The organism is Eubacterium sp. SB2 (assembly GCF_001244405.1).
Taxonomy (GTDB): Bacteria; Bacillota; Clostridia; order Lachnospirales; family Lachnospiraceae; genus Faecalicatena; species Faecalicatena contortus_B.
This window is the reverse complement of sequence record NZ_LN865152.1, coordinates 282,678-295,613: the sequence shown is the minus strand read 5'-3', so window position 1 is coordinate 295,613 and position 12,936 is coordinate 282,678. Positions and strand designations below refer to the sequence as shown.

Genomic DNA, 12,936 nt, shown 5'->3' with positions numbered 1-12,936 from the left:
AAAGGATAAAATAAGATGCGGCTGCCATTCGGGGATTCAAGTCCCCGGATGGCAGCCTTTTACCTGCCCAAAATAACCACTGACCGGATTTCAGTAGACTTTCTTTTTTATTTTGGATAAGATAAATACAGAAAAGAAAACAATTCAATTTAAGGCAGGAGGAAACGGATATGAAGGTGGAGATCGAAAAGGTAGGGATAGAGACGGAAGAATCTGCCAGGATCCGCGTGCATGAGGAAAATGAGAATACGAAAAGGCTGGCTCAGTTTATTGAACAGGAAAGATATAAGTTTCTGATATTAACCTGCAGCAAGGACGATAAGATTTACCAGATTAAGTGCAGAGATATTTACTACATTGAATCCATGCAGGAGGTACAGTATATCCATACCAGAGAGGATATTTATTCTACGAGGAAGCGTCTTTATGAGCTGGAGGGACTGCTTCCGCCGGAATTTGTCAGGGCGTCCAAATCGGTGCTTCTGAATATGGCGAAAGTGGAGGTTTATAAGCCGTCAGCCGGCGGAATTATGATTGCAGAATTTGCAAATGGCGACGTTACTTATATTTCGAGGAAATATTTAAAAGGGCTCAGAGTCAAGATTAAGGAGGGATTGTTATGAAAGAAAACAGGATATCTGAAGAGACAAGAGAGAAGATTTATCAGGGATGCTTTTTGGGGCTGCTTCTTTTTGCGAGTACCGCGCTGTTTTTGAGCCTTAGAAGAGATATGAACGAGGTGGGCAGGATACTGCCATTTATTCCGGCAGCCCTGGCAGGATATCTGGTGATCGGCAATCTGCTGGTTTGGCTGCATTACCTGCCGGAGAGGGGAAGGGTCAGTAGTTGGTTTAAAGGGGCAGCAGCGGTGTACTGGATTGATTTGATCGCTGTCGGCTTTGTATTGCTGTCCTTTATAGTGTCGGAGTCCTGGCGGCACATTATTCTGGTGAATGCGGCAGTGGTTCTGGTCTGCTGGATACTGGATTACCGCTCTGTACTGAAAATTGCGAAAGAGCTGAACGGGAGATCTGTCAAAGGTAGATACCTGGTCGTTGATCTGGATGAATGCCCGAAAGGGACGGAGGCTTTTTGCAGAGAAATAGAAGAGTATTGCAGGAAAAATAAGATCAGGCTGGAATTTCTGCAGAGGGAAAAACCGGCAATTATTCTGATGGATGGGGAAAAATACGAGGTCACACTGGATTTCTTTTACTCACAGTTTGGCCCCATGTATGCCCTGAAATTCAGGAAAGAATAAACACAGAAAAAGACAGGCCTTAGAAAAGGGCCTGTTTTTATGGTTGAATGGGCCGTATCGGCGGGAGGAAAGAGAAAACGAGTTTTGTGGGTGAATTACCAAAACTCCCTCATTTTTTTGCGGTTAAACTTGAATAACTCCCTCATTTTTTGTACAATATAAAAAGAGAGAGGAGTGATATTCATGGATGAGGTATATTTGAAGCGTAAGATAGACAGCTATTTACTTTCGTGGAAAAAGGATCCGAATCGGAAACCGTTAATTGTTAAAGGATCGAGACAAGTAGGGAAAACAGAATCCATACTGCACTTTGCAATGGATATTTATCAGAGCGTCATTTATATCAACTTTGTTGAAGAGCCCAAATACAAGTTCATTACAGAGAATGGTTATAAACCCGAAGAGATTATCCGGAATATATCACGCATGGATCCATCCAAGCGATTTGTGCCAGGGGAGACGCTTATATTTTTTGATGAGCTTCAGGAATATCCGGAGATAGCTACTGCCCTAAAGTTTTTCAAAATTGACGGTCGTTTTGATGTGATCTGCAGTGGATCCCTGTTGGGGATTTCCTATAAACGTATTGAAAGCAACAGCGTTGGATATAAAACGGATTACAATATGCACTCTATGGATTTCGAGGAGTTTTTGTGGGCTAAGGGATATGACAGGACAGCAATTGAGGAAATACTGTGGCACATGGAGGAAGAACTGCCTTTCCCAGAAACATTGATGAGGGTATATGGTGATTTGTTTTTGGATTATTGTATACTGGGCGGGATGCCAGCGGTTGTGCGAGAGTATATCCAGAATGGAACTTTTGAAGGAACGCTGGATATTCAACGGCAGCTTCTGGAGGACTACAAGGAAGATATCCGTAAATATGCCGATGGGATGGATCAGACCAGGATTCTTAATGTATTTGAACAGATTCCAATTCAGCTGGCAAAGGATAACAAAAAATTTCAGATTTCTAAGGTTGCAAAAGGCGCCCGGTTCAAGGATTACCGAGGCTGCATTGAATGGCTGAGAGATGCAGGCATTATTAATATATGTTATTGCCTGAATTTTCCAGAGCTTCCACTTCGGGGAAATTGCGATAATACGAAGTACAAGATTTATTTTTTTGATACGGGATTGTTCGTGGCTATGCTGGATGAAGAAGCACAGGAAGACCTGCGGGCCAATAAAAACCTTGGCGTTTACAAAGGCGCTTTGTACGAAAATATCGTAGGTGAAGCGCTTACCAAATGTGGATATTCTCTTTACTACTACAAAAAGGAAGATTCCACGCTGGAAGAGGACTTTTTTGTGAGAACCAGAGAATCGCTGCTTCCGGTTGAAGTGAAGGCAACGCGTGGAACCGCAAAATCCCTTCGGACCCTGATTAGCAGTGAACGATATTCGGATATTGTATGTGGGATTAAGTTTACAGCGGGGAATATCGGATATAGCGATGGAATTTATACTTTTCCATACTTTTGTGCATTTCTTTTAAAAGATTATCTGAAACGAGTGGATCTGGAGAGCAAAGGGGTCTGACCCCTTTGCTCTAGAAAAGGGCCTGTTTTTATTTCAGAATTGTTTTTCTTCAACAGGCACTGTTCCTTCTATTATTCCAATAAGAACTCTATTTTTTCTTTACATATAAAATAAGCAGATCACACAAAATGTGCCTGATTTACTCATTCATTTTTTTTGCCGCGACTGTACTATGTAGTCATTAAAAGTAAAAAGGAGATTTCACAATGACTGCATTATTAGTAGCTGAAGATGTAACGAAGACCTATGAAAAGGCGCAGTCCCCAAGCCTGAATAAAGTATCCTTTCGCGTAGAAAAAGGGGAGTTTGTCGGCATTATGGGCGCCTCTGGTTCGGGGAAGACCACTCTGCTGAATGTCCTTTCCACCATAGATACGCCCACAAGCGGGGATATCTGGATCAAAGGCGTTAACTTAAAGAAACTGACAAACACAAGCGCTGCTGATTTTCGAAGGGACAATCTGGGATTTATATTTCAGGAATATTTTCTGCTGGACAGTCTTACCATTCGGGAAAATATATCTGTTCCCCTTACTCTCATGAAACTGCCTCCGGAACAAATCGAGAATATGGTGCGGAACCTGGCCGGGAGATTTGGAATAACATCGCAACTAAATAAATATCCGGGTGAACTGTCCGGCGGACAGCGGCAGCGGGCGTCGGCGGCAAGGGCGATTGTGAAACAGCCGGAGATCTTATTTGCTGATGAGCCCACGGGGGCACTGGATTCTAATTCGGCTGCGGAATTGCTGCATGCTTTGCAGGAAGCGAACCGGGAACTGCATACTACAATACTCATGGTGACCCATGATACTTACGCTGCAAGCTTCGCCAGCCGTATATTGATATTTAAAGACGGCTGTATCATCAGAGAACTGTTCAAACGCGGCAGCAGGCAGGAGTTCTACGATTCTATTTCCGCGGAAACCGCTAAGCTCGATACAAAAAGACAGGGGGAAAAGGCATGAATACTTTAGCTGCAGCATATAAAAACCTGACAAAAAATGTTTCGTATTATGCGCTCTATTTATTTTCCGTGTCCCTGGTGATTACAGTATTCTTCGCATTTACTTCGTTTTCAATGAATCAGGTCATGCTTGATAAAATATCTGCGGACGGGCGTGTGGAGTCCATGTGCAATACGATTTCTATATTTATAATGGTATTTGTGGTGTTTTATATGGCTTATTCGAATCGCTTTTTTCTCAAACGCCGTATAAAGGAGCTTGGTATTTACGCACTGCTGGGGTATCGGAAGTCTTCGATATTATGTCTGCTGACTTTTGAAAATATTTTCATAAGCTGCGGCGCTTATTTGGCAGGAATTATATTAGGAGCAGCCGCGCATAAGGGGATCGTAAAGGGAATTACTGCACTTTTGAAACTTTCGGTGGATAGTTCACAGATACCGTTTTTTAATGTAAATGCTATTATGAAAACGGCCTGCTTTGTCGTGCTGGTTGTTTGCGTTTTGACGGCATCCAATGTCAGGTTTCTTTTTAAGGCGTCTCTTATGGATATGATACGTTTTGAAAAGAAAGCGGAAAAAAATCTGAGATGCCGACGTCTGCCTGCTTTGGTTGGAATTGTAATGATAATAGCAGGCTATGGGCTGGCGCTGGATATTATCAGAGGCCAAAAGTCCGTCTGGATTTCTATCGGTTTTTATCCGGTTGGTATGCTGACTGCAATGCTTGTTGTTATCGGGACTATATTTTTTATTTCATCCTTTCTGCCTTATGTAATGAAAAAACGTAAGGGGAAGAAACTGGCGTTTTACACAGAAACCAGAATCATTACGATACCAAACTTTATTTACCGTATCCGTTCTAACGCGAAAACCTTGATTCTGCTGACATTACTTTCTGCGGCTGTTTTAACGGTATCGAGCGTTATGGCGCTGACGGTATACTATCCGATCGCCGCAGTATCCCGAATTGCTCCATCGGAAATTGAATTCCGGATGGAAGATGAGACTCAGCTGGACACGGTTAAGCGGATTGTCAGCAGGTATGCACCGGACGAAACGGTTACATTTACGCAGACAGAGATCTATAAGGCGGCTTCTTCTGCTTCCGTGCTTCCCGTGGAATATGGTGTGGGATCTGCTCAAGGGGATGCGCAAAATGAAAAGATTGTACGGGAGCCAGGCTTTGAATGTATCTCATTTACAGATTATGTAACATTGCTGCGCGCACAGGGCCGGGAGAATGTGATCGATTCATTGCCCGGGCTGACGGATGAGGAGTGTATTTTAGTTAAGTATCAGCCTTCCGGAGAGGACAGACCGGAAACCGGGAAACGTTATCCGTTAATAATAGGCGGGGATGAGGTACCTCTGACAGTAAAAAAGGTAACACTTGATAATCCATTGTCGTTCGCAAATAGTATTGGCACTTTGATTGTGAGCGACGAAATATATGACCGGATCAGATCGTCTGATGCACCAATGGAAAAAGTGATAAGTTTGAATGGGAAGGCGATAGAAGATAACGAAGCGCTGTACGGAGAAATCAGCAGTATACTTGGCCAAAGTCCCTATTTACAGGGTCACTCGCATAGGATAAACGAACTGTTTTCCTTGAACAGCTCCACGTTTCTTCTGATTGGTTTTCTTGTGATTCTGTTTTTTATCGCAGCCGGAAGTATCTTATATTTCAACAATATTTCTGCTGTTGCCGAAACAAAATCTGACTATGATATCCTGATTAAAATGGGGTATACAGACAAACGCATAAAAAGGATCATCAGAAAACAGGTGCTGGCTTTTTTCAGCATTCCATTTGGCCTTGGCCTGTTAGACTGTATCTTTGCCACAGCTGTGTATAAGACAGGTTTAATGCAGAATCTGCTCGGGAACACCCTGATTCAATTTGTTCCGGTTGTAATTGCCGTGGCAGTGACAGCACTTATTTATTTAATTTATTACCTTGTTACTGTCCGTACCTGCTTCAGGTTAGTCTGTTTCAAATAATTGTTACTGTGCACACCTTACGGGTGTGCACAGTAACGGCATCTGCCCATTTAAAGTCGCCTACGGCGAGGGGTGCTATGCGCCAGTGGCGCATGTTAAGCACGGACCGAAGCGGAGCGGAGACCAGATGCCCCGAGACCATCACGTCATCGGCTCCGATGCCGTGCAACTGGTGCACGGCACGGTCTGAACAGTAACAAATAATTTCGGATAAATGGCGGGGGCCATGCTATAATGAAAAAAACGAAGGAGGGTAAAGATGAAGAATACGGTATTGCAGCGGATATTTTTGGTAAACTATATTTTGCTTATCCTCTATATGAGCTGGCATTTGAACGAGAGACAGACGGGGCTGGAGAGCAGGATACCGCTACTGTTCGCCTCGCTGCTGATGATTGATATTACTTATATCAGTGCCTGTAATATGAAAGAAAATAAAGTCGTCTCACTCTTCTGCGGGCTGCTTGCCCTGGACGGCTGGTATGTACTTCTTTCCTTTGAAGAAGATCTGGCAGAGAGCTTTGTTTTCAACGCCTTAAGCCCTATTATATGTTACGTTTCCGTTAAATTTTTCCTGATGTTTCTGTTTCAGGGAAACGGTTACCGCTTCCGAAAGCCGGTCAATGTGATACTGCTTGCAACCTGCATCGGTTCGCTGGCCGGAATCTGCATGCCGGACAGGATATATGCCGGTTTGTATGGGCTGCAGTTTTTGGCAAGCTGGTTCAGCTGCTTGTTTATCATCATCGTTCATTGGAAACGGACTGTTTTTGTGTTAAAAAGCGAATGGAAATGTATTCTGTTTTCTGTTGCAATTATTGGGGTATCTTTTTTGATTTATTTCTTTACGACATTAGAAATAAAAAACCATATCTCAAACTTCGGAATATATCTGCCCATGCTTCTATTTTTTATAAGTGTCCACGGGATTATACGAAAGGAGCATAACAGTTATCCGATTTCTACCATATTTAGCGGAATACAGGCTTTGGAGATTCTTGGTGTGTCACTGTCTTTGCTTGTTCTGATCACTCTCTCTGCAGGCTGGGAGTATGAAGAGCTGATGATCGCAGTGAATGTTTTGTTTGTAATTCTATATATGTGTAATATCATTTTGGAAAGGAATTTGAAGCAAGATGAAAGTAAGATGGTCAAGGCGAGCAAATACAATGCTGCTCTTCGTCAGCTGCGGCAAGAAGAACTGCTGAAAACAGAGTTTGCGAATTTTCTCCATGACGATGTGCTGCAGGATCTGCTTTCTGTAAAAAATATGACGACAAAGGCTCACCGTCCCGAAGTACGGGATCTTATCATCGAAACGCTCGATAAGCTGAATATCCATATACGTGAGCAAATGCAGGATTATCATCCCGTTATACTGAAAACTCTGACCGCGAAAGAGAATTATCAAAATCTGATAGAAGACGTTTCTCAGACCTTTCCACAGCGGAATATAGCGGTATCCTTTGAGTGCTCCGATGCCTTATTTCTGGTGGAGCCTTATCATTTACTGATCTATCGGCTGCTGAAAGAACTGCTGACCAATGTCTACAAGCACTCGGACGGGAACCGGGCCTGGATAACACTTATACAGGAAAATAGTGTGATTGAGCTTTGGATCAGCGATAATGGAACCGCGCATGCAGACTTATTAATTTCTGCAGACAAAGAAAAACATAAAGGGATCGTCTCTGCCGCAGAGCAGGTTAATAATATGGATGGTACGATGGAGATTTTAGACAGCGCCCCCCAGGGTGTCTGCATACACATCAGAATTCCGATGAAAGGAGAGGGGTCTTATCAATATTTTATTAGTTGATGATCATTTATTATTTGCAAAAAGCCTTTCTGTTGCATTAGATGAGTATAAGGAGATCGAACATTTTTATTCGACCCAGGATATTAAGGGGCTGGATAGGATCGTCCGGGATCGGAATATTGATATCGTCCTGATGGACATCAATCTCGGCGCCCTTAGCGATACGGATGGTCTGGAGACTGCAGTAGATCTGAGAAGAGCAAATCCCGGGGTAAAAATAGTGATACTAACGGGGTACGACCTGCCTGTGTACAGGCATGAGGCGAAAAAGAACGGAATAAGCGGATTTCTGAATAAAAATATTAGTCCGGATGATTTGATCGCGTCCTTAATCCGTGTTTTTAACGGGGCTTCCTGTTTTCCGGAGGAAAGAGGCGACCTGATCATCGAGGATTTAACAGGTATGGAGCGGAAAATTCTGCAGATTATGAGCAGCGGAAAGAAACGAAAATGTGCTGCAGATGAGTTGTTTATCAGTGAGAGAACTCTTTCGAATCATTTACAGCATATTTTTGAAAAGCTTGAGGTCTCCTCTGTTGTGGAAGCAGTCACTAAGGCAATTCAGCTGGGCTATATACCGCCGATCTGTTGACTTATTTTTCGATGTACTAGTATAAGACAATCTAAATACCTTACTGTTTCGCTGGCCTGATTTTCCGAGAGCACAGACGCAAAAGCCTCAGCGTAGCCCCACTACGCCTACGTTTTTGCGTCTGCACTCTCGAAAAATCATTCTCACCGAACCAGCAAGGCATTTAGATTGTCTTATACTAGAGCGTTTTATATTTTCATCTTCTTTATTCTATAAAAGTAATAGCAGATAAATAGTATAGAAGTTATAATCCACGTAATCGGATAACTGAATATAATAGCCGATATGGTGGGCTGAATTTTGAGGGCGCCGATGATCCAGAGAACCCTCAGAAGGCAGACACCGCACAGGGTGATGATCATAGGGATAATTACATCCCCGATGCCGCGCAGAGAGCCAGTGAGGATCTCAATGAACACAAACGTAATATACCACGGAGTCACCTGCAAAAGCATCTCAGTCCCGATCCGTATAACTTCGGTATCCGTGGTGAACAGCCGGAACAAGGGGACCCGGGCCGCAATCAGAAAGACGACGAGGGCTGCGGAGACCAAAAAATCTATGCCCAGGCTGACGCGGGTGATTTTCCGGATCCGGCCAGCCTTACGCGCTCCGTAATTCTGCCCCACAAATGTGGTGATGGAGATGCCGAATGCGCTGCTGACCATCCAGAAGACAGCATCTAATTTTCCAAATACAGACCAGGCCGCCGCGGTATCGGTGCCGAAACCGTTTAAAGCAGCCTGAATGATGACGTTGGTAATGCTGTACATAACGGCCTCAACGCCGGTGGGGATTCCGATACGGAGCTGTGACTTCATTACAGAACCGTGGAAACGGATCTGGCGGAGAAAAAGCCGGAGGATACCTTCCGCTTTCATCAGTTTATGTGTGACAAGTACGGCGCTGAAAGCCTGAGAAAGGAGGGTGGCCAGCGCCACGCCCAGCACACCCATGCGGAAGATGACTACAAAGGCCACATCCAGTACGATATTCAGGAAACAGCAGATAATCAGGTAATACAAAGGGTGTCTGGAATCCCCAACCGCCCGCAGGATGCTGGAGCCCATATTATAAATGAAGACGAAGAGAATGCCCGCAAAGTAGATGCGCAGATACAGAATAGAATCAGCCATGATTTCGGCAGGAGTGCGCATCCAGGACAGCATGGACGGAGCAAGCGCGATGCCGAGAATACTGATGATAATACTTCCCATGATTGAGAAAGCATAGGCCGTATGCAGGCTTTGCCTCACAGAACGTTCATCCTGTGCGCCGAAAAACTGTGCGATTACAACAGAAGCACCGGAGGAAAGCCCGGTGAAAAAGCCCACGATCAGGGCAATAATCTGTGCGGAAGATCCACCCACGCTGGCCAGAGCTTCTGTCCCCACAAAATGGCCCACGATTACGGTGTCAATGGTGTTGTACAGCTGCTGGAAAAATGTACCGAATACAATCGGAAAAAAGAAAAGAAGAAGCTGTCTCCAGATGACACCTTCCGTGATTTGATTCATAGTTTGACTGCCCCGCTTCATAAAAACCTCACTCATTTTTCTTATGTATATGTCGTGTTTTCCAACTTAACAACGATACTATATCATGAAATACATCTGCTGTCGATAGGGCTTTGGAGCTCTTTATTACAATGCAGACGCAGTGGACAGCAGGAATTCATTGTGCATGAATTTTGAGTGCAGACTACTATAGTTTATGGTATGATAAAATATATTTGATGAAAGAGAGGGTAAACATAATGCCACGAATGAGAAGAAGAGACCGTGAAATTGAGAGCCGGGAAGAGATACTTCATGTACTGGATACATGTAAGGTTATACATCTGGCCATGTATGATGAAGATGGGATTTATATGCTGCCCATGAATTTTGGATATACATACGAAGACAATAATCTGGTAATTTATATCCACGCAGCACTGGAGGGTAAAAAGCTGGACCTGTTAAGAAAAAATCCAAATGTGGGATTTGAGCTGGATTGTGACCATGAACTGATAGAGGGAAGAGTCCCGTGCCAGTATGGATTCCGCTACGCCAGCCTGGTGGGAAAAGGCGTGGCCGAGTTTGTGGAGGAGCCCCGGGAGAAGATGGAGGCATTGAGTGTATTAATGAAATGCCAGACTGGAAAAGATTATGAATTTACCGAGCGGCTTGTGACAATTGTGTCAGTTATTAAAATAACGGCAAAAGAACTGACTGGTAAACGGAGAGAATAGAAACGGTAGGCAAAGGGGTCTGACCCCTTTGCCTACCGTTTTCAGAATTGTTTTACAATTACGATTTTACAAATTTCTTACAAAATCTTGAATTCTATTTGATTGTTAATTAAAAAACAGACTGCTATAATTTCCGTAGTCTGATTGAAATAAGAGTACAGCCTTGTCTGAACTCTTACCGATCGAAGATACAAAGATTGAGAGGAGATTTATAAAATGAAAAATTACAAATTGCTGACACCGGGTCCGCTGACGACTACAGACAGTGTAAAGCAAGAAATGCTGTTCGATCACTGCACCTGGGATGATGATTATAAATCAATTACACAGGATATTCGGAAAAAGCTTCTGGAGCTGGCACATGTTTCTGAGGACGAGTATACGGTTGTTCTGATGCAGGGAAGCGGAACCTTTGGAGTGGAAGCGGTTTTGTCCAGTGTGATTGCAAATGACGATAAGCTGTTAATTGTTGCCAATGGCGCTTACGGCGAACGAATGGTAGATATCGCAGAGCATGCCGGCATTTGCCACGTTGTGTACAACGAAGTTTACTATAAAGTACCGGATGCGCATAAGGTTGCAGAAATTCTCGACAACGATCCATCCATTACCCACGTATCCATGGTCCACAGCGAGACAACTTCCGGGATTCTCAATGATATTGAGGCAGTCGCTAAGGCTGTGAAAGCAAGGAACCGTACGATGATTGTGGATGCAATGAGCAGTTTTGGCGGAGTGGATATTCCTGTAGGCGAGTGGGGAATCGACTTTATTATCAGCAGTGCTAATAAATGCATTCAGGGAGTACCGGGATTCTCATTTGTCATTGCAGACAGAGAAAAACTGATTGCAAGCAAAGGGAAAGCGAGAAGCCTTTCCCTGGATCTATACGACCAGTGGGAGACCATGAACAAAGACGGAAAGTGGCGCTTTACCTCCCCAACACATGTGGTTCTGGCGTTTTCACAGGCACTGAAGGAAATGGAAGAAGAAGGGGGCATACCGGCAAGAAGCAGACGTTATACCGAGAATAACAAACTCCTGATTCAAAAGATGGCAGAGCTTGGAATCCATCCGTATATAGACGCGGAACATCAGGGGCCAATCATCACAACTTTCTACTATCCTGAGAACCACACGTTTTCTTTTACAGAAATGTATACATACATCAAAGAACGCGGATATGCAATTTATCCCGGAAAAGTAACGGAGGCAGACACATTCCGTATCGGTAATATCGGAGAGATATACAGAGACGACATTTTGAAACTGATGGAGATTATAACGGAATTTCTGGGGGAGAGCAGCCATGAATAAAAATATAGAGGCGGTTATATTTGACTGGGCGGGAACAACGGTAGATTACGGCTGTTTTGCACCGGTAAAAGCATTTGCGGAGGTGTTCAGACAGGCAGGAATTGAGCCCACAATGGATGAGGTAAGAGAGCCGATGGGAATGCTGAAAAGAGACCATATTAAAACAATGCTGGAAATGCCAAGAATCCGTGGATTATGGGAGAAGAAGTATGGAAAATCCCCATCAGAGCCGGATATCGACCAATTATATGCGTCCTTTGAAGATAAATTACTGGGAATACTGGATGAATTTGCCGATCCCAAGCCATACGTACTGGAAGTTACAGCCAGGCTGCGTGAACTGGGAATCAAAATAGGATCCACCACAGGCTATACAGACGAAATGATGAAGATTGTCGTGCCAAAAGCCAAAGAGGCAGGATACGAGCCGGACGCATGGTTCAGCCCTAATTCCGTCGGAAATGCAGGACGCCCCTACCCGTATATGATCTTCAAAAACATGGAAGCCCTCAAAGTAACATCCATTGATCATGTCATCAAGGTAGGAGACACCATATCAGACATCAAAGAAGGGAAAAATGCAGGCGTCTATACCATAGGAGTAGTAGAAGGCAGCTCAGAAATGGGCCTGACAGAATCCGAATACAACGCACTGCCGGAGGCAGAAAAAAAGGAAAAAGCAGAGGCAGTAACCATCAGATTCATGGATGCAGGCGCAGATGCAGTAATCCTGAATATGAACGAGCTGCTGGAAATTGAAATGTTTAGGGGGATGGCTAAGGGGCGCTGTGCGGAATCGTGACAGGACTCTTTTGGATGCGGAATTGTGGTGTAACAGCCGCTAATCAAAATGAAAGCCAACATGATGAATACTGCCGACAAACACGGGAATGCAGGATGCATTCCCGTATAAGTCGGCTTAAAAGCAGGGCTGGCGGCCCTGCTTTTAATTCATATGTTGGCTTTCATTTTGATGAAGCGGCTGTAACACCACAAAAGACGCATCCAAAAGAGTCCTGTCACGATTCCGCACAGCTGGGCTTCAACCAGTCGGAAGAAACATTCCATATTCCGGAGGAGGCGCTGGCGGGGGCGGCGTATTTAAAATGGCTATGCGGTTAAGTGTGCTCAGAAGAAAAATATGCAATATTCAAAACTAACGGAGCACCTCTCATCAAGCCCAGCCAGTCCCATA

11 protein-coding genes are annotated in these 12,936 nt (G+C 44.1%); 10 read left to right on the top strand and 1 reads right to left on the bottom strand.

The window, feature by feature from the left end; all coding sequences use genetic code 11:
- The first annotated feature begins 170 nt into the window (after nucleotides 1-170).
- The 7 genes from BN1938_RS08860 (at nucleotide 171) to BN1938_RS08830 (ending at nucleotide 8,191) form a co-directional block, all read left to right on the top strand.
- Entirely contained in the window at nucleotides 171-623 is a 453-nt protein-coding gene (locus BN1938_RS08860) for a LytTR family DNA-binding domain-containing protein (protein ID WP_050640252.1), read from the top strand.
- A complete protein-coding gene (locus tag BN1938_RS08855) occupies nucleotides 620-1,261 on the top strand; it encodes a DUF4318 domain-containing protein (RefSeq protein WP_050640251.1) in 642 nt (213 codons plus the stop codon). Before BN1938_RS08860 ends, BN1938_RS08855 begins: the two co-directional genes overlap by 4 nt.
- Before the next feature lie 183 nt (nucleotides 1,262-1,444).
- Entirely contained in the window at nucleotides 1,445-2,806 is a 1,362-nt protein-coding gene (locus BN1938_RS08850; RefSeq protein ID WP_050640250.1) for an ATP-binding protein, read from the top strand.
- Nucleotides 2,807-3,012: 206 nt separating this feature from the next.
- The gene (locus BN1938_RS08845) at nucleotides 3,013-3,774 is read left to right on the top strand and encodes an ABC transporter ATP-binding protein (protein WP_050640249.1); all 762 of its coding nucleotides are present in this window, start codon (nucleotides 3,013-3,015) and stop codon (nucleotides 3,772-3,774) included.
- Nucleotides 3,771-5,780 (top strand): FtsX-like permease family protein, encoded by a 2,010-nt coding sequence (locus BN1938_RS08840; RefSeq protein WP_050640248.1) that lies wholly within the window; start codon nucleotides 3,771-3,773, stop codon nucleotides 5,778-5,780. Before BN1938_RS08845 ends, BN1938_RS08840 begins: the two co-directional genes overlap by 4 nt.
- 259 nt (nucleotides 5,781-6,039) lie before the next feature.
- Complete coding sequence (locus BN1938_RS08835) at nucleotides 6,040-7,599, top strand: sensor histidine kinase (protein ID WP_050640247.1); 1,560 nt, start codon at nucleotides 6,040-6,042, stop codon at nucleotides 7,597-7,599.
- On the top strand, nucleotides 7,580-8,191 hold the full coding sequence (locus tag BN1938_RS08830) for a response regulator transcription factor (RefSeq protein ID WP_050640246.1): 612 nt from the start codon (nucleotides 7,580-7,582) through the stop codon (nucleotides 8,189-8,191). The genes BN1938_RS08835 and BN1938_RS08830 overlap by 20 nt, the downstream gene beginning before the upstream one ends.
- Before the next feature lie 188 nt (nucleotides 8,192-8,379).
- Here BN1938_RS08830 and BN1938_RS08825 read toward each other — a convergent pair whose 3' ends face one another.
- On the bottom strand, nucleotides 8,380-9,708 hold the full coding sequence (locus BN1938_RS08825; RefSeq protein ID WP_330581554.1) for an MATE family efflux transporter: 1,329 nt from the start codon (nucleotides 9,706-9,708) through the stop codon (nucleotides 8,380-8,382).
- A gap of 239 nt (nucleotides 9,709-9,947) precedes the next feature.
- Between BN1938_RS08825 and BN1938_RS08820 the strand changes: the two genes are divergently transcribed.
- From BN1938_RS08820 to phnX, 3 genes are all read left to right on the top strand, one after another.
- Nucleotides 9,948-10,424, top strand: coding sequence for a pyridoxamine 5'-phosphate oxidase family protein (locus tag BN1938_RS08820; protein ID WP_082202918.1), 477 nt, complete (start codon nucleotides 9,948-9,950; stop codon nucleotides 10,422-10,424).
- 216 nt (nucleotides 10,425-10,640) lie between these two features.
- The gene (locus tag BN1938_RS08815; RefSeq protein ID WP_050640243.1) at nucleotides 10,641-11,741 is read left to right on the top strand and encodes a 2-aminoethylphosphonate--pyruvate transaminase; all 1,101 of its coding nucleotides are present in this window, start codon (nucleotides 10,641-10,643) and stop codon (nucleotides 11,739-11,741) included.
- Nucleotides 11,734-12,543, top strand: a complete 810-nt coding sequence (gene phnX / locus BN1938_RS08810; RefSeq protein ID WP_050640242.1) for a phosphonoacetaldehyde hydrolase — start codon at nucleotides 11,734-11,736, stop codon at nucleotides 12,541-12,543. The genes BN1938_RS08815 and phnX overlap by 8 nt, the downstream gene beginning before the upstream one ends.
- Nucleotides 12,544-12,936: the final 393 nt, after the last annotated feature.

Excerpts from the sequence above, each read along its gene's own strand:
- BN1938_RS08860 (WP_050640252.1), top strand. The coding sequence starts at position 171 with ATGAAGGTGGAGATCGAAAAGGTAGGGATAGAGACGGAAGAATCTGCC.
- BN1938_RS08855 (WP_050640251.1), top strand. The coding sequence starts at position 620 with ATGAAAGAAAACAGGATATCTGAAGAGACAAGAGAGAAGATTTATCAG.
- BN1938_RS08850 (WP_050640250.1), top strand. The coding sequence starts at position 1,445 with ATGGATGAGGTATATTTGAAGCGTAAGATAGACAGCTATTTACTTTCG.
- BN1938_RS08845 (WP_050640249.1), top strand. The coding sequence starts at position 3,013 with ATGACTGCATTATTAGTAGCTGAAGATGTAACGAAGACCTATGAAAAG.
- BN1938_RS08840 (WP_050640248.1), top strand. The coding sequence starts at position 3,771 with ATGAATACTTTAGCTGCAGCATATAAAAACCTGACAAAAAATGTTTCG.
- BN1938_RS08835 (WP_050640247.1), top strand. The coding sequence starts at position 6,040 with ATGAAGAATACGGTATTGCAGCGGATATTTTTGGTAAACTATATTTTG.
- BN1938_RS08825 (WP_330581554.1), bottom strand. The coding sequence starts at position 9,708 with ATGAATCAAATCACGGAAGGTGTCATCTGGAGACAGCTTCTTCTTTTC.
- BN1938_RS08820 (WP_082202918.1), top strand. The coding sequence starts at position 9,948 with ATGCCACGAATGAGAAGAAGAGACCGTGAAATTGAGAGCCGGGAAGAG.
- BN1938_RS08815 (WP_050640243.1), top strand. The coding sequence starts at position 10,641 with ATGAAAAATTACAAATTGCTGACACCGGGTCCGCTGACGACTACAGAC.
- phnX (WP_050640242.1), top strand. The coding sequence starts at position 11,734 with ATGAATAAAAATATAGAGGCGGTTATATTTGACTGGGCGGGAACAACG.